This is a genomic window from Enterobacter cloacae complex sp. IR5412, assembly GCF_049237385.1.
Taxonomy (GTDB): Bacteria; Pseudomonadota; Gammaproteobacteria; order Enterobacterales; family Enterobacteriaceae; genus Enterobacter; species Enterobacter intestinihominis.
Map to the genome: position 1 here is coordinate 316564 of NZ_JBMKHQ010000001.1, position 22987 is coordinate 339550.

A 22987-nucleotide genomic window follows, 5' to 3' on the forward strand; every position below is an offset into this window, starting at 1 on the left:
AACAGGCTGATTTATATTGGGACCCGATAAGATGAAATTTATTGATTCTGCGCTTTCAGGAAAGATAAAAACGTTTTCTCAGGCCGTCTGTCGCGGTAGTCTCATACGTTCCGTCAATATGACGGCTGCAACGTGAGTGACCTTTTCTTATACCAATAATTAAAAATCAGTACAGACAGGACAACTATGGACTCCACCCTCATCTCCGCTCGCCGCAACGAGGAGACACCTTCGCTTAACCGCGCCCGCCGCGCCGCTTTAGGTAGCTTCGCAGGCGCCGTCGTCGACTGGTATGACTTTCTGCTCTACGGTATTACCGCTGCGCTGGTCTTTAACCGTGAATTCTTTCCTCAGATCAGCCCCGCCATGGGCACGCTTGCTGCGTTTGCCACCTTCGGCGTCGGTTTTCTGTTTCGTCCGCTGGGCGGGATAATTTTCGGCCACTTCGGCGATCGCCTTGGCCGTAAGCGCATGCTGATGCTCACCGTCTGGATGATGGGCATTGCCACCGCGCTGATCGGTATTTTGCCCTCCTTTGCATCGATTGGCTGGTGGGCCCCGGTGTTGCTGGTGACGCTTCGCGCCATTCAGGGCTTTGCCGTCGGCGGCGAATGGGGCGGCGCGGCACTGCTGTCCGTGGAAAGCGCGCCGAAGAACAAGAAAGCGTTCTACAGCAGCGGCGTGCAGGTAGGTTATGGCGTGGGTCTGCTGCTCTCCACGGGCCTGGTGTCGCTCATAAGCCAGCTCACGACAGACGAGCAGTTCCTGAGCTGGGGCTGGCGTATTCCGTTTATCTTCAGCATTGTGCTGGTCGTGGTGGCCCTGTGGATCCGTAACGGCATGGAAGAGTCGGCTGAGTTTGAGCAACAGAAGCGCGAAAAACCGGTCGCAAAAAAACGGCTGCCGGTGATGGAAGCGCTGGTGCAGCACCCTGGCGCTTTTCTGAAAATTATCGCCCTGCGCCTGTGCGAACTGCTGACGATGTATATCGTCACCGCCTTCGCCCTCAACTACTCCACGCAAAACCTCGGCCTGCCGCGGGAATTGTTCCTGAATATTGGCCTGGTGGTGGGCGGGATCAGCTGCCTGACCATCCCCTGCTTCGCCTGGCTGGCGGATCGCTTTGGTCGTCGACGGGTGTATATCACCGGGGCGCTTATCGGCACACTCAGCGCCTGGCCGTTCTTTATGGCGCTGGAGGCCCAGTCGGTCTTCTGGATTGTCTTCTTTGCGATCATGCTTGCGAACATCGCTCACGATATGGTGGTCTGCGTGCAGCAGCCGATGTTTACCGAGCTGTTTGGCGCAAGCTACCGCTACAGCGGCGCGGGCGTGGGATATCAGGTGGCGAGCGTGGTCGGCGGCGGGTTTACGCCGTTTATCGCCGCCGCGCTGGTGACGTTCTCCGGCGGGAACTGGCATAGCGTGGCGATTTATCTGCTGGCAGGTTGCCTGCTTTCTGCTGCCACCGCCCTGTTGATGAAGGAAACCGCGCACAGCTGATCTCCTCACTTTTGTTTCACAGGCGTGTGACATACTATCGGGTATAGCCGCACATCTGTGGAACAAGGAGACAGACATGAATAATAAGGGCTCCAGCCTGACCCCGGCTCAGGCGCTGGAAAAACTCGACGCGCTGTATGAACAGTCCGTCAATGCACTACGCAGCGCCATCAGTGACTATATCGAAACAGGGAAACTTCCCGATGAAAAGGCCAGAACCCAGGGCCTTTTTGTTTATCCATCGCTCTCTGTCACCTGGGACGGCAGCGCCAGCAGCAATCCGAAAACCCGCGCCTATGCGCGTTTCACCCACTCCGGCTGTTACAGCACGACCATCACGCGTCCTGCGCTGTTCCGCCCCTACCTGGAAGAGCAGCTTACCCTGCTGTATCAGGATTACGGCGCGCATATCAGCGTTGAACCGTCCCTGCACGAGATCCCCTACCCGTACGTGATAGACGGCTCAGCGCTGACGCTGGATCGCTCCATGAGCGCGGGGCTGACCCGCCATTTCCCGACCACTGAGCTGTCGCAGATTGGCGATGAGACGGCGGACGGGATCTATCACCCGGCAGAGTTTTCACCGCTGTCGCACTTTGATGCCCGCCGTGTCGATTTTTCGCTGGCACGCCTGCGCCACTACACCGGCACCCCAGCCGAACATTTCCAGCCGTTCGTACTGTTTACCAACTACACCCGCTATGTAGACGAATTTGTCCGCTGGGGCTGTAGCCAGATCCTTGACCCGGACAGCCCTTACATCGCTCTCTCCTGCGCGGGCGGGATCTGGATCACCGCCGAAACCGAAGCACCGGAAGAGGCCATCTCCGACCTGGCGTGGAAAAAGCACCAGATGCCCGCCTGGCACCTGGTTACCGCCGACGGTCAGGGCATTACGTTGATTAACATCGGCGTTGGCCCGTCGAATGCGAAAACCATCTGCGACCATCTGGCGGTTCTGCGCCCGGACGTCTGGCTGATGATCGGCCACTGCGGCGGCCTGCGTGAAAGCCAGCTGATTGGTGATTATGTCCTCGCCCACGCTTATCTGCGTGACGACCATGTCCTTGACGCGGTTCTGCCGCCGGACATTCCTATCCCGAGTATCGCTGAAGTACAGCGCGCCCTGTACGACGCCACCAAAGAGGTGAGCGGCATGCCGGGTGAAGAGGTGAAGCAGCGCCTGCGTACCGGTACGGTCGTCACCACCGACGATCGTAACTGGGAGCTTCGCTATTCCGCCTCCGCCCTGCGTTTCAATCTCAGCCGTGCGGTCGCGATCGATATGGAAAGTGCCACCATTGCCGCGCAGGGCTACCGCTTCCGCGTCCCGTACGGCACGCTGCTGTGCGTGTCCGATAAACCGCTGCACGGCGAGATCAAACTGCCGGGTCAGGCGAACCGTTTCTACGAAGGGGCGATCTCAGAGCACCTTCAGATTGGAATTCGCGCCATCGATTTACTGCGTGCAGAGGGTGACAAACTACATTCCCGTAAGCTGCGCACATTCAATGAGCCACCGTTTAGGTGATACTTAGGACACAATATGCACACCACATCACCGCTTACGGCCCTGCGCCAGTGGCTACAGGACAATCAGCTCGACGGGATGATTGTGCCGCGCGCCGATGCCTGGCAGAGCGAATCTTGCGCACCGTATGATGCAAAGCTGGCCTGGCTGACGGGCTTTGACGGCTCGGCGGGGCTTGCGCTGGTACTGAAAGACAGAGCGCTGCTGTTTGTTGACGGACGCTATCAGGTTCAGGCCCGCGTACAGGTCAATCTCGACGAGGTGGAGATCCACCATCTGCACAACGAGCCGCTGGCCGAGTGGCTGGCGAAAAACGTTGCGGCCGGCACGCGCATCGGCTTTGATACGCTGCTGATGACCAATGCAGAGTTTACGCGGCTCTCGGCCACGCCGTGCGAACTGGTACCGCTCGCGCGCTCTCCGTTCGATACCCTCTGGGTTGACCGCCCTGCCGCCCCCGCAGGGCTTATCCGCGAGATGCCTGTAGACATCAGCGGCGAAAGCAGCGCCGCCAAACGCCAGCGCGCCGCCGCGGTGCTGGCAGAGCACCGCGCGGATTATCTGGCCGTTACCCTGCCGGACAATATCGCCTGGCTGCTGAACGTGCGGGGCTCAGATATCCCCTTTTGCCCGGTGCCTCTGTCGTTTGCCCTGCTGAGCCGCGAGGGTGCGGTGGAATGGTTTGTGGATGATAGCAAGCTGAATGCGCTGCCGGATGCCGTGCGGAACGCCTTCACGATTGCGCCTCAGGAAGCCTTTATCCCGCGCTGTAGGCAGATTGCGCAGGGTAAGCGGGTCATGATCGATCCCGATTCCGCACCGGTGGCGTTACGCTTTGCGGTTGAACCTCAGGGGGAAATTATCTGGCAGACCGACCCGATCACCCTGATGAAAGCTACGAAAAACCCGGTGGAGCTGGCGGGCTATCGTGAATGTCATCACCAGGACGGTGCGGCATGGGTGAATTTCTTGGCCTGGCTGAGCCGGGAAGTTCCTCAGCGGGCCGCGTCGGGAATGCCGCTGACCGAGCTTGACGTGCAGGCGAAACAGCTTGCGTTCCGCCTGCAACAGTCTGGCTTTGTCGAGCCGAGTTTCGCCACCATTTCCGCTTCCGCGAGTAACGCGGCGATGTGCCATTACCACTCAAGCGAGGCCAGCAACAAGCCCATCGGCCACGACCACTTTTACCTGAATGATTCCGGGGGGCAGTACCGCAACGGCACCACGGACGCGACGCGTACCCTGGCCTGGGGAAAGGTCGATCCACAGCAGCGTTTGCACTACACCGCAGTGCTTAAAGGCTTCCTGTCGCTGATTACCCTTCAGTTCCCGTCCGGCACTCAGGGGCACCAGTTGGATGCCTTTGCGCGCCGTCCGCTGTGGGAGTTGGGACTGGATTACGACCACGGCACCGGGCATGGCGTAGGGCATCAGCTTCTGATCCACGAGAACCCGCACCGTTTTGCGCAAAAGGTCAACCCGTGGCCGCTGGTGGCGGGCAATATTATGACCATTGAGCCGGGTTACTACCTGGGCGATAGCCACGGTATTCGCATTGAAAACCAGGTGGAGATTGTCGAAAGCCGTCCGGGATTTTGTAAGTTTGCCTCGCTGACGCTGATCCCAATCGATTTAAGCCAGGTGGAGCTGCATCTGTTGAGCGAGTCAGAAAAACAGTGGCTGGATGAGTACCACCAGCAGGTACGAGAGGCGCTTTCACCCCGGGTGGACAGCGATGCGCGGCCGTGGCTGGTGGAGGCAACGGCGCCAATTCGTGTGAACGGATAGTGCGGCTTTTGCCGGGTGGTGGCTTCGCCTTACCCGGCCTACGATTCGATGTTTTTGTAGGTCGGGTAAGCGGAGCGCCACCCGACAATTTTACTGAACGCAGCAAAGCAAAAAGCCTGCTTTAAAAGCAGGCTTTTCAAATTTGGCTCCTCTGACTGGACTCGAACCAGTGACATACGGATTAACAGTCCGCCGTTCTACCGACTGAACTACAGAGGAATCGTGTGAACGGGGCGCATATTATCGATGCGCCCTGAGGATGTCAAAGGGTGAATGCAGATTATCAATCGTTTGCCGATTTATTCTCCACTTCGCACATTTGTCAGGCACTTGCCGTTTCCGAAACCTCCTGCTCCGGTTTTTTTCGCGGATATTTCCACAGCCAGCGTCCGCTCACCATGCGCCAGTAGAACAGCGCCCCGCGCACGGCCCAGTCAAGGAACATCCCCAGCCAGACGCCGACAACGCCCATACCTAACATTACCCCCAGCGTGTAGCCCGCCACGACGCGGCAGCCCCACATGCCGAGCATGGAGACCCACATCGCAAACCGGGCATCGCGCGCCCCTTTCAGCCCGGCAGGAAGTACCCAGGACGCGGCCCAAATTGGCATAAACGCCGCGTTGAGCCAAATCAGCACCTTCACGACCTCTTTCACGTCATTTTCATGCGTATAGAACGAGGCCATCAGCCCGGCAAAAGGCGCAGTTCCCCACGCAATCGCCGTCAGTCCAATGGATGAAAGCCAGAAGACATGCCGAAGCTGCCGTTCCGCCTGCCCTATCTGCCCCTTTCCGAGGCGTCTGCCGGTGATGATCGTCGACGCCGATCCCAGTGCGTTTCCGGGCAGGTTAATGAGCGAGGCGATGGAGAAAGCAATAAAGTTGCCGGCGATGACGTCTGTTCCCATCCCGGCAACAAACATCTGCGTCAGCAGTTTCCCACCATTAAACAACACGGATTCGATGCTGGCCGGAATCCCGATCCCCATCACTTCCCAGATAATGGCGAAGTTAAGCGGACGGAAATAGCTTTTAAGCGTCAGGCGCAGCGATGGCGTAATTCCCGCCATCAGTACGCCGATTATCGCCGCCGCACCAATATAGCGGGAAATGGTCAGCCCTAATCCCGCGCCGACAAAGCCCAGCCCCTCCCAGGAAAAGACACCGTAAATCAAAACGCTGCTGATAATGATGTTCAGGATGTTCATGCCGCCGTTTATTAACAGCGGAATTTTGGTATTCCCTGCGCCACGAAGCGCACCGCTACCAATCAGCGCGATGGCAGCCGCCGGATAGCTCAGCACCGTCATTTCCAGATAGGTGAGCGCCAGATCCTTCACTTCACTTGTCGCTTCACCCGCGACGATGTCGATAATTTCTTTGCCGTAATAATGGATAACCGCCGCCAGGATGATCGAAAAGAGGGTCATGATCATCAGCGACTGTCTGGCCGCCTCCCGGGCGCGTTTTGGATCAAGTTTCCCAAGACTAAACGCCACCACTACCGTTGTACCGAGATCGATAGCGGCAAAGAAGGACATCACAACCATGTTGAAACTGTCCGCCAGCCCTACCCCGGCCATGGCTTCTTTACCGAGCCAGCTCACCAGGAAGGTGCTTAACACCCCCATCAACAGGACGCAGGTATTCTCCAGGAAAATAGGCACAGCAAGGGGGGTGATTTCACGCCAGAACAGAACTCGATAACTCTTACGTTTTGCATACCAGGGCGTGCGCATAATCGCCTGGCGCAGGGGTGCGGTGACGTTCAAAATGGGCCTTAACGAGAAAGTTGAAACTCCATTTCAAATGATGGGGCAGAAATGCGTATCCTGCAAAGTATTTTCCATAAAATTATGTTTGGATTTACAACAAAATGACGACAGAATCATCAAACAATCACTTTTGCCTGAGATCAGGTTTGACAAAAGTTTTTTCGCCGCTAAGATAAGCCTCCACAACGATTCCTCTGTAGTTCAGTCGGTAGAACGGCGGACTGTTAATCCGTATGTCACTGGTTCGAGTCCAGTCAGAGGAGCCAAATTTAAAAAGCCTGCTTTTAGAGCAGGCTTTTTGCTTTTCTGCGCCACGTAAATTGTCGGGTGGCGCTACGCTTACCCGACCTACGGTCCTGTAGGCCCGGTAAGCGCAGCGCCACCGGGCAACAGAGTGTGCGATTACTCGCCTTTAGCGTCGACGTTTTTGATTTCGCCCATCACTTTCAGCTTTTTGGAGATGTCGCGACGCTCTTTGGACAGCTCAGCGTTTTTGATGATGTAGTCATCAACGCGATCTTCATAATCGCTCTTCATGCTGGCGATGATGCCCTGAATGGCTTCAACGCTCATACCTGGCTTGATGTAGTCGCTCAGGTTGTCCAGCAGCAGGACACGTTTCTGGTTGTCACGGATCTTCTTCTCTACGTCCTGGATTTCGCGCTGTAGCTTGTTTTTGCGGCGGAACAGGCGGACGAACTCCAGAACATCCTGGAACGAAGGCTTGGTAGTTTCCATTTTTACACCCCTGATAATGTGAGATTCGGATTCGTTAAAGCAACCGTTTTAACAGACAGCGGCTGCGAATGACAATGAGTATATCGTTTAAAACCATCATAACCCTAATTGTTGCTGAATCGAAGCAGCAGGCATCACATACGCTTTTTATTTGCGCAGTGCCCGGCAAATCAGCTGCGATAACAACTCCAGCTGTCGCGCCAGCTCCATACTCAGCCAGACATAGCCGTGGATGGGCGTTTCCGACACATTGTCGCCCTGACGCTCATTCATCAGCTGTTTGAGCTCGATGACGATGTCATTCAGCCGCTCGCTGTTCGCCCGTATCGGCTGTGGGTTACCTTCGTAAAGTGCATGAGCGATGGTCAGCAGGGTCTGTTGCGTCATCTGCTGCGTCTCTTTCAGCGTATGCGCGTTGAGCATCAGAAGATGGCTGGGGCGTGAGGCCCAGTGGGCATTGATTTGCAGTTCAAGCATACAGACCAGATTACGGCTGACCGTTTGAATGGCTTCAAAAATGGCTTTCTGGATATGCGTCTCTTTGCTTGCCGGGGTAATTAACCCGCGCATTTTGACCACATCATTAAGGATTTTTTGCAGGTGCTTTTCCAGCCGCGGACGCTCAATCAGATTCGGCGAAAACCCGGCCTGGTAAACCCGGTTAAATGCCGTGACGTAGTTTGCCATCTGAATGCGCCAGTGCAGGAAGGCGCGCTGCGGCCAGATGCCGGTAAACAGCATGGCGAGCAACGAGCCGAGGATCACGTCCCCGCTTCGCCACAATGCGGTGGTCATATCGCCCGCCGGTGCGCCGACCACAACGGCGAGCGTAATGCCAATCAGCAGCGCCTGATACGGTTTCTTGCCGAGGGCCAGCCATCCGCAAAGAAACATCGCCACCGCGCACCACAGCAACATGAACGGAAATGAAATTAGCTCCAGCTTCAGGGCGATAAGCCCAAGCGCCGAGCCTAAAACGGTACCACCTATGCGTTCGAAAGCGCGAGGGACCACGTTCCCCCAGAATGAGATCGGCCCCATCACCACCACCAGCGTGATCAGCGGCCACGTTCCTTCCGGGATATCCAGCAAACGAACCAGTACGAAGGTCAGCACAAACGCCAGCGCAATGCGGCAACCGTGCACCACGCGATAATGTTTGTATAACCGAATTTCAAAAGGGGTTAATGACTTGTCGGGGCGCACACCCGTCTCCAGCTCTACGGCAAACCACAATTGTACTGTGTTTTCAGCCGGGTGGATCGCGCCCGGCTGAAAAACCCTGCGTTTCGCAGGATTATCCCACTTTGTGCTCTACCGGTACAAACATCTCAATATCCCAGTAGCCGTCAGCATTGCCATCGTTCAGATAGCGTTCGAAGCAGGGTTTTGGCGCAATCTGGAATTTGCTGTCTTCCAGCAGGGAGTTGAAGAACTGATACCATGGGGTGGCGAAATCATGATTTTCGACGCGCGCGGCGGCAATAGCATACTCTCCGGCAGCAATTTCGGTCAGCATTACCCCTTCGCTGTTATCAGGGATAGTGAAATCGTCCACTACCGTTACGGCGGTAACGCAGCGAAGCTTTTCTGCCGGTACGTCATCCGGATTGTCATAATAAACGGCCACCCACTCCTGCGGCTGAATATGACGTCCATCTACCCACATAACCAGCTGTTCAAATCCCTGCTTGACCGTCTTTTCCCACGGCCCCACGAGATGAAAGCCAGCGATCGTACGTTTCTGTTGCTGCCTGATGCTGTAGTCCATGCTGCCTCCGTTTATTACTGTATATATATACACTATAAAGCAGAATCGAGATTATCGGCAAACCAGGAGTGTTTATTATGTGAGCAGACTCGCAACACTGCCAGTCTGCCCGAAAAGGTTAGAGTTTATGATGCAGATAATCGCCGAGGCGGGAGAAAAGGCCGCCCTTTTCAACGCGCTCCAGCGTAACCAATGGCCAGTGCGCTACCACCTTGTCACGATCGTACAGCTGGATCTCCCCTACCCGCTGATGCGCGGCGATCGGCGCTTCCAGCTCTTTTTTATCCATTACATATTTCGCCTTGATGTTCGGCACTTCCGTTTTGGGTAATGCCAGCCAGAAATCCTGATCCGTGCCCAGCGCGATCTGCTCTTTATCGCCATACCAGATGCGTTCGGTTCCCACTTTTTTGCCGTTATGCAGGATCTGCACCGTATCGAAATTTTGCTGTCCCCAGTGGAGCAGCTTGCGCGCCTGATCTTCACGTCCTTTCGGGCTGTCTGCCCCCATCACCACCGCAATCAGTCGACGCTGACCATCCACCGCAGAGGCGATCAGGTTAAAGCCCGCGCCCGAGGTGTGTCCCGTTTTCAGACCATCCACGTTCATGGTCTTATCCCACAGCAGGCCGTTGCGGTTCTGCTGAGTGATGCCGTTCCAGGTCAGACTCTTCTCGCTGTACATGTGGTAGAACTCAGGCTCGCCGTGGATGATGGCCCGGGAAAGTACGGCGAGATCGTAAGCGGAGCTGTGCTGACCCGGTGCATCCAGCCCGTGTACGGTTTCGAAGTGGGTATCGCGCAGGTTCAGCTTTTCAACGTAGTCATTCATCATCCTGACGAACTGCGGCTGACCGCCCGCCACGTGATCCGCCAGCGCCACGCAGGCGTCATTGCCGGAATCAACAATCAGGCCGCGGCTGAGATCGCGCACGGAAACCCGATCGCCCTCCTTCAGAAACATCAGCGACGAACCGTCAAAGACCGGATTGCCTTTTGCCCAGGCGTCACGTCCGACCGTCACAATGTCATCGGGGCTGATGCGGTGGCTATCAATAGCACGATCGACAACGTACCCCGTCATCAGTTTGGTCAGGCTCGCCGGATTACGCTGCTGATGTTCGTTGCCCGCCGTTAAGATTTGACCCGTGGTGTAATCCATCAATACCCAGGAGCCAGCCTGGATGGCAGGCGGCTGAGGTGAAAAATCCAGCGGCTCGGCAGCCAGCGCGGATGAAATACTCGAAGCGAGTAAAGAAACAGCAATAAACAGACGGCGTTTCAACGGTATATCCTCAGGTCAGTAAAAATCGATGACCTTTTTACGGGAGTTCTGATGTCGTTACCTGCCTTAATTGCAAAAAAATGTGACAGCACGCAGATTTTTTCGGAACAAATCTCGCAAATTTCTTGCCTGAAGGTGCTTTTTATTCGGACTGCTCACCCCAATCGTTTACCATAGAGACGTCAATTTTTAACAGGATGAGATTACTGGTGTCTGACTCTGCCGCGCGCCCGACTTTTTTGTTCCACGATTACGAAACCTTTGGCACCCATCCGGCGCTGGACCGACCGGCGCAGTTTGCGGCTATCCGAACCGATGACGAATTTAACGTCATCGGCGAACCCGAGGTGTTTTACTGTAAACCCGCCGATGACTATCTGCCGCAGCCGGGCGCGGTGATGGTGACGGGCATCACCCCTCAGGAAGCGCGGGATAAAGGCGTTAGCGAAGCAGAATTTGCCCGTCGCATCCACGACCTGTTCACGGTGCCCAATACCTGCGTGGTGGGTTACAACAACATCCGTTTTGACGATGAAGTGACGCGCAATATCTTCTACCGCAACTTCTACGATCCGTATGCCTGGAGCTGGCAGAACCGCAATTCGCGCTGGGATTTGCTGGATATTATGCGCGCCTGCTATGCGCTGCGCCCGGAGGGAATTAACTGGCCGGAGAACGACGACGGCTTGCCGAGCTTCAGGCTCGAGCACCTGACGCGGGCCAACGGCATTGAGCACAGCAACGCCCACGACGCGATGGCAGACGTCTACGCGACCATCGCTATGGCGAAGCTCGTAAAAACCGCGCAGCCTCGCCTGTTTGAGTATCTGCTGAGCCATCGCAGCAAGCAAAAGCTGATGACGCTGATTGACGTGCCGCAGATGAAACCGCTGGTGCATATTTCAGGGATGTTCGGTGCGTGGCGCGGGAACACAAGCTGGGTGGCGCCGCTTGCCTGGCATCCGGACAACCGTAACGCCGTCATCATGGTGGATCTTGCCGGGGATATCTCGCCGCTGCTTGAGCTCGACAGCGACACCTTACGTGAACGGCTCTATACGCCGAAAGAGGCGCTGGGTGACCTGCCAGCCGTACCGGTAAAACTGGTGCACATCAATAAATGCCCGGTGCTTGCGCAGGCCAACACGCTGCGCCCGGAAGACGCCGACCGGCTGGGGATTAACCGTCAGCACTGCCTCGATAACCTGAAAGTGCTGCGCGACAACCCGCAGGTGCGCGAGAAAGTCGTCGCCATTTTTGCCGAAGCAGAGCCGTTCGTGCCGTCTGATAATGTGGATGCGCAGCTTTATAACGGCTTCTTCAGCGATGCCGATCGCGCGGCGATGAACATCGTGCTGCAAACCGACCCGCGTAACCTGCCCGCGCTGGATATCACCTTCGCAGATAAGCGTATTGAGAAGCTGATGTTTAACTACCGTGCGCGCAACTATCCAGGCTCGCTGGATGAAGCAGAGCAGGAGCGCTGGTTACAGCATCGGCGCAACGTGTTTACGCCTGAGTTTCTTAATAGCTACGCCCAGGAGCTGGAGATGCTTTACGGCCAGTATGAAGGGAATGCTGAGAAACAGGCGCTGCTGAAAGCGCTGTTCCAGTACGCGCAAGAAATTGTCTGAGTAGCGGGTACAAAAAAGCCGGAGGCGATGTCTCCGGCTTTTTTTTTGCCCGGTGGCGCTTCGCTTACGCGGGCCTACGGTGTAGAAGTCCGTAGATCGGGTAAGGCGAAGCCGCCACCCGACACAGTCTTACGCGACGTCTTCGTACTGAGGAACCGGGTTGCGGAAGCTCTTCGTTACGCAAGCCAGGTAAATCAGACCGATTGCACCCCAGATCAGACCCAGAACCATTGAGCTCTCTTCCAGGTTGATCCACAGGGCGCCCACCGTCAGGGCACCACACACTGGCAGCACCAGATAGTTGATGTGGTCCTTCAGCGTCTTGTTGCGCTTCTCACGGATCCAGAACTGCGAAATCACGGAGAGGTTAACGAAGGTGAACGCCACCAGCGCACCAAAGTTAATCAGCGCAGTGGCCGTTACCAGGTCGAACTTGATCGCCAGCAGGGCAATCGCGCCCACCAGCAGCACGTTCCACGCCGGGGTACGCCATTTCGGATGCACGTAACCAAAGAAGCGAGTTGGGAACACACCGTCACGGCCCATCACGTACATCAGACGAGAAACGCCCGCGTGCGCTGCCATACCGGATGCCAGTACGGTGACGCTGGAGAAGATCAGCACGCCCCACTGGAAGGTTTTACCCGCCACGTACAGCATGATTTCAGGCTGCGATGCATCCGGATCTTTAAAGCGAGAGATATCCGGGAAATACAGCTGTAAGAAATAAGACGCACCGATGAAGATCAGGCCGCCAATCAGCGCGGTCAGGAAAATCGCTTTCGGGATCACGCGCTCGGCATCTTTGGTCTCTTCAGACAGAGAAGAGATACCGTCGAAGCCCAGGAACGAGAAGCACAGGATAGTCGCCCCGGTGATCATCGGCACAACGTGCGCACCTTCAGACCAGAACGGACGGGTGCTGGTCAGCGTACCTGCGCCTTCACCGTGGGAAACGCCGTAGATGATCAGCCCAACGATAACCGCAACAATCCCCATCTGAAGGATCACGATCAGGGTGTTGAAGTTAGCCACGGTCTTGATGCTGCGCAGGTTAGAGATGGTCATAAAGGCCACCAGCGCTACAACGAAGATCCACGACGGTACGGAAGGTACCAGCGCTTCGAAGTAAATTTTTGCCAGCAGAATGTTGATCATCGGCATGAACAGGTAGTCCAGCAGTGATGACCAGCCCACCATAAAGCCAACAGCCGGGCTAATGGATTTCTGAGCATAGGTGTACGCAGAGCCTGCGGACGGGAAACGGCGAACCAGTTTACCGTAGCTCAGCGCTGTAAAGAGAATGGCGACCAGCGCAAAGGCGTACGCCGTTGCAACGTGACCGTCAGTAAGGCCTGATACGATACCGAATGTATCGAACAGCGTCATCGGTTGCATATAGGCAAGGCCCATCATAACAACCGGAATCAACGTAAGCGTTTTACGTAATTCCACGCGAGAGGTGTTTGGAGTTGCGTTATGCGACATAGTTATTCTCCTTTACGGTGATAACCGCCACGTAAGCGAAAAATTGCCCCATTTCTTTCTTCCTCAGCGACAACAACTGTCGGATTTTAGTAAATATCTATCCGGTACGAAGCCCGGCCTCTTGGTTTTTAGTTTCGTTTCGTACATGCAAAAAAAAATAACCGACGCCTTTTATATCGTCGATTATTCATTTGTTTGCAGCGGCGGCATTTTGCCCTATTCCAGATACAAAAGGCAATACATTGAGAAACCTGCCCATAAATTAATTTTACTAACTGGTTGATTTCCCATCATCTGCCTGAGTGTAAACTGTCGCGATAGCACTATTTGCTAAAATTTCGTCTCGCCACCAGGCGCTGGCAAGCCCGGCGGTCTGTTCATTCCAGCCCACCCATACCGATTCGTTACTGCTTTGCGCTAAAACCTGTTTTTCCACCAGCGCGCCGCTTTCAATAAAGCGCTGTGCTAAATAACGGGGAAGGTAGCCGCACCCCAGGCCGCTTATTTGCAGTTCCAGCTTGGTTTTAAAATCAAAAACGGTGATGGCCTCCTGCTCATCCAGAAGCTGCGATGAAATGCCGCACTCGGGGCGGGAGCTGTCTCCCACCACAATGGCGCGATGGTTTTTAATGACGCGTCTTGAAACAGGCTCCGGTTCATTCGCCAGCGGGTGGTGAGGCGCAACGGCAAAGATCTGCTCCAGAACGCCCAGCCGGGCGAAACCAAATTCACTCAGTTGAGGAGGCTCATGCAGCGCTCCAACGATGATATCCGCCCTGCCCTGCGTTAAGGCATCCCACGAGCCGCCCAGCACGCCGTTGATAAAAACCAGCCGCGTGACGCTATGGCGCTGATAGAACGCCTCAATAAGCGGGGTAAGCAGCGAAAAAGGGAAAGTATCATCAACCCCAATCACCAGCTCATTTTCCCAGCCCTGATGAAGTTTGACGGCCTGTTTTTCCAGCTCGCGAACCGTATGCAGCACGTCACGCCCTTTTTCCAGCAGCATCTGCCCAGTACGGGTGAAACGCGCGCGATGGCCAGTGCGGTCAAGAATTTGAATATTAAGATCGCTCTCGAGCTTTTGCACGGTGTAGCTCAGAGCCGAAGGGGTTTTATAGAGCTTCGCCGAGGCGGCGGCAAAGCTCCCCTCTTTTTCCAGCGCATCCAGAATAACAAGAACATCCAGCAGCGGTTTCATCTTCGCCCCCTTGCGGTGTGCGATGGCCTCCGCCGGCGCAATTATTCCATGGGCATAACCAGCGGATCGGGATACTGATATTCAAATCCCAGTTCATGGCAAATACGATTGCCATCAATAATTTTGCCTTTGCGCTCCCCCTGCGCCTCACTGAACACCGGCGGCGCCAGACCCAGCTGGCGCGCCATCAGCGGATAAAAGGTGCTGCGTGGCGGATGCGAAGGCGCACATATATTATAGATGTGCCCCCCTTTCGGAGCCTGTAAAAGCAGCTCTATTGCACCGATAACATCTTCAAGGTGTACAAGGTTAACGCCGTGCTGACCATCCGGCGCGGATTTACCGGCAAAGAAGCGTCCCGGATGACGCCCCGGCCCCACCAGCCCGGCGAGGCGTAAAATATCCACCTGCGTGCCAGGCAGATTGTGCAGCCAGTCTTCCAGCTCTTTCAGTACCCGTCCGCTGGCGGTCACCGGACGGCGCTCGGTGTTTTCTTTCGCCGTACCGTCGATATCGCCATAGACGGAGGTCGAGCTGGTGAAAATGATACGCGGAATATGGTGCGCCAGGGCGCTGTCGACAATCTCCTGCACCGCCTGCAGGTAAAACGTCTCGCCCGGCCCGCTGCGCCGCGCTGGTAAGGTAATGACCAGCGCGTCCACATTCATCAGTTCATCCAGCTCGTCGGTATCGCAGATAAGCTCGGGTTCGAGACGCAGCTCGACACCATCAATGCCGCACATGCGCGCCGCCTCAACCCCGTCCCGCGTGGTCTTACTCCCTGTCACCTGCCAGCCTTTTGCGGCTAATGACATCGCCAGTGGCATTCCTAACCACCCTAATCCGACAATCGCGACCTTTTTCATGACATTCTCCGCTTAACGACGCCTGTTATAAGGCTACGCCAGCCTTATGGAACGCACAATTCATACCATCAATATGAAATGAATTAATGATCAAAAAAAGCCCTTGCTTTATGGCGTACAACTGGTTTAGGTTAAAAGACATCAAATGCATAAGCATTCAACGAGAATTTATATGACACGCGTTCCTTTTAAAAACCACCATCATCACCATCATCCTGACTAGTCTTTCAGGCGATGTGTGCTGGAAGACGTTTGGATCTTCCAGTGGTGCATGAACGCATGAAAAAGCCCCCGGAAGATCTTCTTCCGGGGGCTTTTTTTTGGACCGCATTCAGACAGGTTAAAACAGGTTAACGAGGAACACAGAATGTTAGATAACTCACGTTTACGCATAGCTATTCAAAAATCAGGCCGTTTAAGCGATGATTCACGCGAACTGCTGGCCCGCTGCGGGATTAAAATCAACCTGCACACCCAGCGCCTGATCGCCCTGGCTGAAAATATGCCGATCGACATTCTGCGCGTACGTGATGACGATATTCCGGGCCTGGTCATGGATGGCGTCGTTGACCTCGGCATCATCGGCGAAAACGTACTGGAGGAAGAGTTATTAACCCGCCGCGCGCAGGGCGAAGATCCGCGCTACTTTACCCTGCGTCGTCTGGACTTTGGCGGCTGCCGCCTGTCGCTGGCCACGCCGGTTGATGAAGCCTGGGATGGCCCGGCCGCGCTGAACGGCAAACGTATCGCCACCTCTTACCCTCACCTGCTGAAGCGTTACCTCGATCAAAAAGGCGTGCAGTTTAAATCTTGTCTGCTGAACGGCTCTGTTGAAGTGGCGCCGCGTGCGGGCCTGGCCGATGCCATCTGTGACCTCGTCTCCACCGGCGCCACGCTGGAAGCCAACGGCCTGCGCGAAGTGGAGGTGATCTACCGCTCCAAAGCGTGCCTTATCCAGCGCGACGGCGAGATGGCGGAGGCTAAACAGCAGCTCATCGACAAGCTGCTGACCCGCATTCAGGGCGTGATTCAGGCGCGTGAATCCAAATACATCATGATGCATGCGCCAACCGAGCGCCTGGACGAAGTGATTGCCCTGCTGCCAGGTGCTGAGCGCCCAACCATTCTGCCGCTGGCGGGCGACCAGCAGCGCGTGGCGATGCACATGGTGAGCAGCGAAACCCTGTTCTGGGAAACGATGGAAAAACTGAAGGCGCTGGGCGCGAGCTCCATTCTGGTGCTGCCAATTGAGAAGATGATGGAGTAACGACCATGAGCTTTAACACAATCATCGACTGGAATACCTGTAGCGACGCGCAACAGCGTGAGCTGCTGATGCGCCCGGCAATTTCCGCCTCGGAGAGCATCACCCGCACCGTGGCGGAGATCCTCGATAACGTCAAAGCCCGCGGAGACGACGCGCTGCGTGAGTACAGCGCGAAGTTTGATAAAACTGAGGTCGACGCGTTACAGGTCACCGCACAGGAGATCGCCGGGGCGGAAAGCCGCCTTGGGGATGAGATCAAACAGGCGATGGCCGTCGCGGTGAAAAATATTGATACCTTCCACACCGCGCAGAAATTGCAGGCGGTGGATGTGGAAACCCTGCCCGGCGTGCGCTGCCAGCAGGTGACGCGCCCGGTGGCGTCCGTTGGCCTCTATATTCCTGGCGGCTCTGCCCCGCTGTTTTCGACCGTCCTGATGCTGGCCACTCCGGCACGTATTGCCGGTTGTCAGAAGGTGGTGCTCTGCTCTCCGCCACCGATCGCCGATGAGATCCTGTATGCGGCGAAGCTGTGCGGCGTGCAGGCGATCTATAAAGTGGGCGGCGCGCAGGCGATTTCCGCCCTGGCGTTCGGGACGGAGTCTGTTCCCAAAGTCGACAAAATCTTTGGCCCGGGCAACGCATACGTTACCGAAGCGAAGCGCCAGGTCAGTCAGCGTCTGGACGGCGCGGCGATTGATATGCCTGCCGGTCCGTCTGAAGTGCTGGTGATTGCCGACAGCGGCGCTACACCTGATTTCGTGGCCTCTGACCTGCTCTCGCAGGCCGAGCACGGCCCTGACTCGCAGGTGATTTTACTGACGCCAGATGCCGATATGGCAAAACGCGTGGGCGAGGCCGTTGAGCGTCAGCTGGCCGACCTGCCGCGTGCGGAAACGGCGCGTCAGGCGCTATCGGCCAGCCGACTGATTGTGGCTCGCGATATCGACCAGTGCATCGCCATCTCCAACCAGTACGGTCCTGAGCACCTGATCATTCAGACCCGCAACGCGCGCGATCTGGTCGACAGCATAACCAGCGCAGGCTCGGTGTTCCTCGGGGACTGGTCACCGGAATCCGCCGGGGATTACGCCTCCGGCACCAACCACGTGCTGCCCACGTATGGCTATACCTCAACCTGCTCCAGCCTGGGGCTGGCAGATTTCCAGAAGCGCATGACCGTGCAGGAACTCTCCCGCGAGGGATTTGCCTCGCTGGCGTCGACCATCGAAACCCTGGCCGCCGCCGAGCGCCTGACTGCCCACAAAAATGCCGTGACGCTGCGCGTTGCCGCCCTGAAGGAGCAAGCATGAACATCGAAGAATTAGCCCGCGAAAATGTCCGTCGCCTGACGCCCTATCAGTCTGCGCGTCGTCTCGGCGGGAACGGCGACGTCTGGCTGAATGCCAACGAATACCCCACGGCGGTGGCCTTTGAGCTCTCGCAGCAGACGCTGAACCGCTACCCGGAGTGTCAGCCGAAAGCGGTGATCGAGAACTATGCGCAGTATGCAGGCGTGAAGCCTGAGCAGGTGCTGGTCAGCCGTGGGGCTGATGAAGGGATTGAGCTGCTGATCCGCGCCTTCTGCGAACCGGGTAAAGACGCGGTGATGTACTGCCAGCCCACCTACGGGATGTACAGCGTCAGCGCCGAAACCTTTGGCGTGGCCTGCCGCAACGTACAGGCGCTCGACAACTGGCAGCTGGATTTGCAGGGCATCGCCGATAACCTTGACGGCGTGAAGGTGGTGTTTGTCTGTAGCCCGAACAACCCGACCGGGCAGATTATCAATCCGCAGGATATCCGTTCCCTGCTGGAAATGACGCGCGGCAAAGCGCTGGTTGTGGCCGACGAAGCCTACATTGAGTTCTGCCCGCAGGCGACACTGGCAGGCTGGCTTGAAGAGTATCCGCATCTCGTTGTGCTGCGCACTCTGTCCAAAGCGTTCGCTCTCGCCGGTCTTCGCTGCGGTTTTACGCTGGCAAATAAAGCGGTTATCGACCTGCTGCTAAAAGTGATCGCCCCGTATCCGCTCTCAACGCCGGTTGCCGATATTGCGGCACAGGCACTGGCCCCGCAGGGCATCAGCGCGATGCGCGAGCGTGTGGCGCAGATACTGGAAGAGCGTCAATATCTAGTCGATGCACTGAAAACGATTCCGTGCGTGGAGCAGGTGTTCGACTCGGAGACCAACTACATCCTGGTGCGCTTCACCGCCTCAAGCGCGATATTTAAATCGTTGTGGGATCAGGGCATTATCTTACGAGACCAGAATAAACAACCTACCCTGAGCGGCTGCCTGCGTATTACCGTCGGCACCCGCGCGGAGAGCCAGCGCGTGATTGACGCCCTGAAAGCGGAGAAAGTATGAGTCAGAAGTATCTCTTTATCGATCGTGACGGCACCATCATCTCGGAGCCACCCAGCGATTTTCAGGTCGATCGTTTCGACAAGCTGGCGTTTGAACCCGATGTGATCCCGGTGCTGCTGAAGCTTCAGAAAGCAGGCTATAAGCTGGTGATGATCACCAACCAGGACGGTCTGGGCACAGACAGCTTCCCGCAGGCGGACTTTGACGGCCCGCACAACCTGATGATGCAGGTGCTGACCTCGCAGGGCATCGCCTTCGACGAGGTGCTGATCTGCCCGCACATGCCTGCCGAAGAGTGCGACTGCCGCAAGCCAAAAGTGAAGCTTGTTGAGCGTTATCTGGCCGAAGAGGCGCTGGATAAAGCGAACAGCTATGTGATTGGCGATCGCGTCACGGACATCACGCTGGCCGAAAATATGGGCATTGCAGGCCTGCGCTATAACCGCGACACGCTAAACTGGGCGATGATTAGCGAGCAGCTCACCAGACGCGACCGCTATTCTCACGTAGAACGCAACACCAAAGAGACGCAGATCGACGTGAAGGTCTGGCTCGATCGTGAAGGCGGCAGCAAGATCCACACCGGCGTCGGTTTCTTCGACCACATGCTGGATCAAATCGCCACTCACGGCGGCTTCCGCATGGAGATCGCCGTTAAGGGCGACCTGTATATCGACGATCACCACACCGTGGAAGATACCGGCCTGGCGTTGGGCGAAGCCCTGAAGCTGGCGCTTGGCGACAAGCGCGGCATTAACCGCTTCGGCTTTGTTCTGCCGATGGACGAGTGCCTGGCGCGCTGCGCGATGGATATCTCCGGACGTCCGCACCTGGAATATAAAGCCGACTTTACTTACCAGCGCGTGGGCGATCTCAGCACCGAGATGGTGGAGCACTTCTTCCGCTCGCTTTCTTACACTATGGGCCTGACGCTGCATCTGAAAACCAAAGGCAAAAACGATCACCACCGCGTCGAGAGCCTGTTCAAAGCCTTTGGCCGTACCCTGCGCCAGGCGATCCGCGTGGAAGGTGACGCCCTGCCCTCGTCGAAAGGAGTGCTGTAATGAACGTGGTGATTCTGGACACCGGATGCGCCAACCTGAACTCCGTACAGTCGGCGATTATGCGCCACGGCTACGAGCCGGTGGTGAGCCGCGATCCGGACGTGGTGCTGCGCGCGGATAAACTCTTTCTGCCGGGCGTAGGCACCGCCCAGGCGGCGATGGATCAGATCCACGAGCGCGAGCTGGTTGATCTCATCAAAGCCTGTACTCAACCAGTGCTGGGCATTTGCCTCGGCATGCAGCTGCTTGGCCGCCGCAGCGAAGAGAGCAACGGCGTCGATCTGCTGGGCATTATAGAAGAAGACGTGCCGAAAATGACCGACCACGGCCTGCCGCTGCCGCATATGGGCTGGAACCGCGTTTATCCGAAGGCGGGCAACAGGCTGTTCCAGGGAATCGAAGACGGCGCGTACTTCTACTTCGTCCACAGCTACGCCATGCCCGTGAACACCTACACCATCGCCCAGTGCAATTACGGCGAGGCGTTCACCGCTGCAGTGCAGAAAGATAACTTTTACGGCGTGCAGTTTCACCCGGAACGCTCCGGCGCCGCCGGCGCGCAGCTGCTGAAAAATTTCCTGGAGATGTGATGATAATTCCCGCTTTAGATTTAATTGACGGCACGGTTGTTCGTCTCCACCAGGGCGATTACGGACAGCAGCGCGACTACGGCAACGACCCGCTGCCGCGGTTACAGGCTTACGCCGCGGAGGGCGCTGAGGTGTTGCACCTGGTCGATCTGACCGGCGCGAAAGATCCGGCCAAACGCCAGATCCCGCTGCTTAAAACACTGGTGGCTGGCGTGGACGTCCCGGTGCAGGTGGGCGGCGGCGTGCGTACGGAAGCCGATGTTGCCGCCTTACTGGACGCGGGCGTGGCGCGCGTGGTAGTCGGTTCGACCGCTGTGAAAGATCCTGAGAGTGTCAAGGGCTGGTTCCGCCGCTTCGGCGCGGATGCGCTGGTGCTGGCGCTGGATGTGCGCATTGACGAACAGGGTAACAAGCAGGTCGCGGTCAGCGGCTGGCAGGAAAACTCCGGCGTAACGCTGGAAGAGCTGATTGAGATGTATCTCCCCGTAGGGCTAAAGCATGTGCTGTGCACGGATATTTCACGCGATGGTACGCTCGCAGGCTCTAACGTCTCGCTGTATGAAGAGGTTTGCGCGCGTTATCCGCAGGTGGCGTTTCAGTCCTCTGGCGGCATCGGCGACCTGGCGGATATCGCCGCTCTGCGCGGAAGCGGTGTACGCGGCGTGATCGTGGGTCGCGCGCTGCTGGAAGGCAAATTTACGGTGAAGGAGGCGATTCAATGCTGGCAAAACGGATAATTCCCTGCCTGGACGTGCGTGATGGTCAGGTTGTAAAAGGCGTGCAGTTCCGCAACCACGAGATCATTGGCGACATCGTTCCCCTGGCTAAACGCTATGCCGATGAAGGCGCAGACGAACTGGTATTTTACGATATCACCGCCTCCAGCGATGGCCGCGTGGTGGACAAAAGCTGGGTGGCGCGCGTGGCAGAGGTGATTGATATTCCCTTCTGCGTGGCGGGCGGGATTAAATCTGCTGACGATGCGGCGAAGATTCTCTCTTTCGGTGCGGACAAAATTTCCATTAACTCCCCTGCCCTGGCCGACCCGGAGCTGATTACGCGTCTGGCGGATCGCTTTGGCGTGCAGTGCATTGTCGTGGGGATCGACACCTGGTTTGATGCCGCAACGGGAAAATATCACGTTAACCAGTACACCGGCGATGAAAGCCGCACGCGCGTCACCCAATGGGAGACGCTGGACTGGGTGCAGGAAGTGCAAAAACGCGGTGCGGGTGAAATCGTTCTGAACATGATGAACCAGGACGGCGTTCGTAACGGTTACGACCTCGAGCAGCTGAAAAAAGTGCGCGCGGTCTGCCAGGTTCCGCTGATTGCCTCCGGCGGCGCGGGCACCATGGAACACTTTCTTGAAGCCTTCTGCGATGCGAACGTGGACGGCGCGCTGGCCGCTTCCGTGTTCCACAAACAGATTATCAATATTGGTGAGTTAAAAACGTACCTGGCCGACCAGGGCGTGGAGATCAGGGTATGTTAACAGAACAACAACAGGCACAGCTGGACTGGGAAAAAACTGACGGATTACTGCCGGTAGTTGTACAGCATGCCGTTTCAGGCGAAGTGCTGATGCTGGGATACATGAACCAGGAGGCGCTGGCGAAAACGATCGACAGCGGCAAGGTGACGTTTTTCTCGCGCACCAAACAGCGCCTGTGGACAAAAGGGGAAACCTCGGGTCACTTCCTGAACGTGGTCAGCATTACGCCTGACTGCGACAACGACACCCTGCTGGTGCTGGTTAACCCGATTGGGCCGACCTGCCACAGAGGCACCAGCAGCTGCTTCGGCGAGGCGAGCCATCAGTGGCTGTTCCTCTATCAGCTGGAACAGCTGCTGGCAGAGCGTAAATCAGCGGATCCCGAGAGCTCGTACACGGCGAAGCTGTACGCCAGCGGCACCAAGCGTATTGCGCAGAAGGTGGGTGAGGAAGGCGTTGAAACGGCGCTGGCGGCCACCGTGCATGACCGTGAGGAGCTGACGAACGAAGCGTCGGATTTAATGTATCACCTGCTGGTGCTGCTTCAGGATCAGGAGCTGGATTTAACGACGGTGATTGAGAATCTCCGGAAACGGCATAAATAAAAAAAGACCGGGGAAA

Annotated in this window: 22 protein-coding genes, 2 tRNA genes and 1 other annotated feature; of the genes, 14 read left to right on the forward strand and 10 right to left on the reverse strand. The window is 56.6% G+C overall.

Annotated elements, in window-relative coordinates; genetic code table 11:
- The first annotated feature begins 186 nt into the window (after positions 1-186).
- The 3 genes from shiA (at position 187) to ACOTX2_RS01630 (ending at position 4822) form a co-directional block, all read left to right on the forward strand.
- Positions 187-1503 carry a shikimate transporter gene (shiA, locus tag ACOTX2_RS01620; RefSeq protein ID WP_063147748.1) on the forward strand — a complete coding sequence of 439 codons (1317 nt, stop codon included), beginning with the start codon at positions 187-189 and terminating at the stop codon, positions 1501-1503.
- Between the two features lie 76 nt (positions 1504-1579).
- Positions 1580-3034, forward strand: coding sequence for an AMP nucleosidase (locus ACOTX2_RS01625; RefSeq protein WP_022648595.1), 1455 nt, complete (start codon positions 1580-1582; stop codon positions 3032-3034).
- Between the two features lie 15 nt (positions 3035-3049).
- Entirely contained in the window at positions 3050-4822 is a 1773-nt protein-coding gene (locus ACOTX2_RS01630; RefSeq protein ID WP_063147747.1) for an aminopeptidase P family protein, read from the forward strand.
- A gap of 143 nt (positions 4823-4965) precedes the next feature.
- Here the strand turns inward: ACOTX2_RS01630 and ACOTX2_RS01635 are convergent.
- Together ACOTX2_RS01635 and emmdR are read right to left on the reverse strand one after the other, a co-directional pair.
- Positions 4966-5041 (reverse strand) — tRNA-Asn (locus ACOTX2_RS01635).
- A 103-nt stretch (positions 5042-5144) separates the two neighbouring features.
- Positions 5145-6563 carry a multidrug efflux MATE transporter EmmdR gene (emmdR, locus tag ACOTX2_RS01640; protein ID WP_063147746.1) on the reverse strand — a complete coding sequence of 473 codons (1419 nt, stop codon included), beginning with the start codon at positions 6561-6563 and terminating at the stop codon, positions 5145-5147.
- 226 nt (positions 6564-6789) lie between these two features.
- Between emmdR and ACOTX2_RS01645 the strand changes: the two genes are divergently transcribed.
- A tRNA-Asn gene (locus ACOTX2_RS01645) sits at positions 6790-6865 on the forward strand.
- Positions 6866-7001: 136 nt separating this feature from the next.
- On the opposite strand, the gene ACOTX2_RS01650 is transcribed toward ACOTX2_RS01645, so the two are convergent.
- From ACOTX2_RS01650 to dacD, 4 genes are all read right to left on the reverse strand, one after another.
- Positions 7002-7337: a DUF496 family protein gene (locus ACOTX2_RS01650; RefSeq protein WP_000450410.1), complete on the reverse strand. Its 336-nt coding sequence runs from the start codon at positions 7335-7337 to the stop codon at positions 7002-7004.
- Positions 7338-7484: 147 nt separating this feature from the next.
- The gene (locus ACOTX2_RS01655; RefSeq protein WP_022648598.1) at positions 7485-8543 is read right to left on the reverse strand and encodes an FUSC family protein; all 1059 of its coding nucleotides are present in this window, start codon (positions 8541-8543) and stop codon (positions 7485-7487) included.
- A 91-nt stretch (positions 8544-8634) separates the two neighbouring features.
- Complete coding sequence (sbmC, locus tag ACOTX2_RS01660; RefSeq protein WP_063146273.1) at positions 8635-9108, reverse strand: DNA gyrase inhibitor SbmC; 474 nt, start codon at positions 9106-9108, stop codon at positions 8635-8637.
- A gap of 118 nt (positions 9109-9226) precedes the next feature.
- Positions 9227-10399 carry a serine-type D-Ala-D-Ala carboxypeptidase DacD gene (gene dacD / locus ACOTX2_RS01665; protein WP_139153925.1) on the reverse strand — a complete coding sequence of 391 codons (1173 nt, stop codon included), beginning with the start codon at positions 10397-10399 and terminating at the stop codon, positions 9227-9229.
- Positions 10400-10590: 191 nt separating this feature from the next.
- Here dacD and sbcB point away from each other — a divergent pair, with 191 nt between their 5' ends.
- Positions 10591-12027, forward strand: a complete 1437-nt coding sequence (gene sbcB / locus ACOTX2_RS01670; RefSeq protein WP_400175058.1) for an exodeoxyribonuclease I — start codon at positions 10591-10593, stop codon at positions 12025-12027.
- A gap of 129 nt (positions 12028-12156) precedes the next feature.
- Here the strand turns inward: sbcB and ACOTX2_RS01675 are convergent, their stop codons facing one another.
- The 4 genes from ACOTX2_RS01675 to ACOTX2_RS01690 form a co-directional block, all read right to left on the reverse strand.
- Positions 12157-13515 carry an APC family permease gene (locus ACOTX2_RS01675; protein WP_022648602.1) on the reverse strand — a complete coding sequence of 453 codons (1359 nt, stop codon included), beginning with the start codon at positions 13513-13515 and terminating at the stop codon, positions 12157-12159.
- Positions 13505-13567 (reverse strand): membrane protein YoeI, encoded by a 63-nt coding sequence (yoeI, locus tag ACOTX2_RS01680; RefSeq protein WP_099458931.1) that lies wholly within the window; start codon positions 13565-13567, stop codon positions 13505-13507. Before yoeI ends, ACOTX2_RS01675 begins: the two co-directional genes overlap by 11 nt.
- A 219-nt stretch (positions 13568-13786) precedes the next feature.
- Positions 13787-14716 (reverse strand): LysR substrate-binding domain-containing protein, encoded by a 930-nt coding sequence (locus ACOTX2_RS01685; RefSeq protein ID WP_022648603.1) that lies wholly within the window; start codon positions 14714-14716, stop codon positions 13787-13789.
- A 41-nt stretch (positions 14717-14757) separates the two neighbouring features.
- Positions 14758-15582: an SDR family oxidoreductase gene (locus tag ACOTX2_RS01690; protein WP_006811206.1), complete on the reverse strand. Its 825-nt coding sequence runs from the start codon at positions 15580-15582 to the stop codon at positions 14758-14760.
- A gap of 172 nt (positions 15583-15754) precedes the next feature.
- On the opposite strand from ACOTX2_RS01690, the gene hisL reads away from it, so the two are divergent.
- From hisL to hisIE, 9 genes are all read left to right on the forward strand, one after another.
- Positions 15755-15805, forward strand: a complete 51-nt coding sequence (gene hisL, locus ACOTX2_RS01695) for a his operon leader peptide (RefSeq protein ID WP_099516347.1) — start codon at positions 15755-15757, stop codon at positions 15803-15805.
- Positions 15781-15904, forward strand: a sequence feature (His leader region). (Overlaps the previous gene by 25 nt.)
- 45 nt (positions 15905-15949) lie before the next feature.
- Positions 15950-16849, forward strand: a complete 900-nt coding sequence (gene hisG, locus ACOTX2_RS01700; RefSeq protein ID WP_032623983.1) for an ATP phosphoribosyltransferase — start codon at positions 15950-15952, stop codon at positions 16847-16849.
- Between the two features lie 5 nt (positions 16850-16854).
- Positions 16855-18159 carry a histidinol dehydrogenase gene (gene hisD / locus ACOTX2_RS01705; protein WP_023300525.1) on the forward strand — a complete coding sequence of 435 codons (1305 nt, stop codon included), beginning with the start codon at positions 16855-16857 and terminating at the stop codon, positions 18157-18159.
- Positions 18156-19217, forward strand: a complete 1062-nt coding sequence (gene hisC / locus ACOTX2_RS01710) for a histidinol-phosphate transaminase (protein ID WP_022648605.1) — start codon at positions 18156-18158, stop codon at positions 19215-19217. The genes hisD and hisC overlap by 4 nt, the downstream gene beginning before the upstream one ends.
- The gene (gene hisB, locus ACOTX2_RS01715) at positions 19214-20281 is read left to right on the forward strand and encodes a bifunctional histidinol-phosphatase/imidazoleglycerol-phosphate dehydratase HisB (RefSeq protein ID WP_063147743.1); all 1068 of its coding nucleotides are present in this window, start codon (positions 19214-19216) and stop codon (positions 20279-20281) included. The genes hisC and hisB overlap by 4 nt, the downstream gene beginning before the upstream one ends.
- The gene (gene hisH / locus ACOTX2_RS01720) at positions 20281-20871 is read left to right on the forward strand and encodes an imidazole glycerol phosphate synthase subunit HisH (protein ID WP_003859485.1); all 591 of its coding nucleotides are present in this window, start codon (positions 20281-20283) and stop codon (positions 20869-20871) included. The genes hisB and hisH overlap by 1 nt, the downstream gene beginning before the upstream one ends.
- Positions 20871-21608 (forward strand): 1-(5-phosphoribosyl)-5-[(5-phosphoribosylamino)methylideneamino]imidazole-4-carboxamide isomerase, encoded by a 738-nt coding sequence (gene hisA / locus ACOTX2_RS01725; protein WP_063147742.1) that lies wholly within the window; start codon positions 20871-20873, stop codon positions 21606-21608. The genes hisH and hisA overlap by 1 nt, the downstream gene beginning before the upstream one ends.
- Positions 21590-22366, forward strand: coding sequence for an imidazole glycerol phosphate synthase subunit HisF (gene hisF, locus ACOTX2_RS01730; protein WP_063147741.1), 777 nt, complete (start codon positions 21590-21592; stop codon positions 22364-22366). Before hisA ends, hisF begins: the two co-directional genes overlap by 19 nt.
- Entirely contained in the window at positions 22360-22971 is a 612-nt protein-coding gene (gene hisIE / locus ACOTX2_RS01735) for a bifunctional phosphoribosyl-AMP cyclohydrolase/phosphoribosyl-ATP diphosphatase HisIE (RefSeq protein WP_063147740.1), read from the forward strand. Before hisF ends, hisIE begins: the two co-directional genes overlap by 7 nt.
- Positions 22972-22987 lie beyond the last annotated feature (16 nt).

Excerpts from the sequence above, each read along its gene's own strand:
- shiA (WP_063147748.1), top strand. The coding sequence starts at position 187 with ATGGACTCCACCCTCATCTCCGCTCGCCGCAACGAGGAGACACCTTCG.
- ACOTX2_RS01625 (WP_022648595.1), top strand. The coding sequence starts at position 1,580 with ATGAATAATAAGGGCTCCAGCCTGACCCCGGCTCAGGCGCTGGAAAAA.
- ACOTX2_RS01630 (WP_063147747.1), top strand. The coding sequence starts at position 3,050 with ATGCACACCACATCACCGCTTACGGCCCTGCGCCAGTGGCTACAGGAC.
- emmdR (WP_063147746.1), bottom strand. The coding sequence starts at position 6,563 with ATGCGCACGCCCTGGTATGCAAAACGTAAGAGTTATCGAGTTCTGTTC.
- ACOTX2_RS01650 (WP_000450410.1), bottom strand. The coding sequence starts at position 7,337 with ATGGAAACTACCAAGCCTTCGTTCCAGGATGTTCTGGAGTTCGTCCGC.
- sbmC (WP_063146273.1), bottom strand. The coding sequence starts at position 9,108 with ATGGACTACAGCATCAGGCAGCAACAGAAACGTACGATCGCTGGCTTT.
- sbcB (WP_400175058.1), top strand. The coding sequence starts at position 10,591 with ATGAGATTACTGGTGTCTGACTCTGCCGCGCGCCCGACTTTTTTGTTC.
- ACOTX2_RS01675 (WP_022648602.1), bottom strand. The coding sequence starts at position 13,515 with ATGTCGCATAACGCAACTCCAAACACCTCTCGCGTGGAATTACGTAAA.
- ACOTX2_RS01685 (WP_022648603.1), bottom strand. The coding sequence starts at position 14,716 with ATGAAACCGCTGCTGGATGTTCTTGTTATTCTGGATGCGCTGGAAAAA.
- ACOTX2_RS01690 (WP_006811206.1), bottom strand. The coding sequence starts at position 15,582 with ATGAAAAAGGTCGCGATTGTCGGATTAGGGTGGTTAGGAATGCCACTG.
- hisG (WP_032623983.1), top strand. The coding sequence starts at position 15,950 with ATGTTAGATAACTCACGTTTACGCATAGCTATTCAAAAATCAGGCCGT.
- hisD (WP_023300525.1), top strand. The coding sequence starts at position 16,855 with ATGAGCTTTAACACAATCATCGACTGGAATACCTGTAGCGACGCGCAA.
- hisC (WP_022648605.1), top strand. The coding sequence starts at position 18,156 with ATGAACATCGAAGAATTAGCCCGCGAAAATGTCCGTCGCCTGACGCCC.
- hisB (WP_063147743.1), top strand. The coding sequence starts at position 19,214 with ATGAGTCAGAAGTATCTCTTTATCGATCGTGACGGCACCATCATCTCG.
- hisH (WP_003859485.1), top strand. The coding sequence starts at position 20,281 with ATGAACGTGGTGATTCTGGACACCGGATGCGCCAACCTGAACTCCGTA.
- hisA (WP_063147742.1), top strand. The coding sequence starts at position 20,871 with ATGATAATTCCCGCTTTAGATTTAATTGACGGCACGGTTGTTCGTCTC.
- hisF (WP_063147741.1), top strand. The coding sequence starts at position 21,590 with ATGCTGGCAAAACGGATAATTCCCTGCCTGGACGTGCGTGATGGTCAG.
- hisIE (WP_063147740.1), top strand. The coding sequence starts at position 22,360 with ATGTTAACAGAACAACAACAGGCACAGCTGGACTGGGAAAAAACTGAC.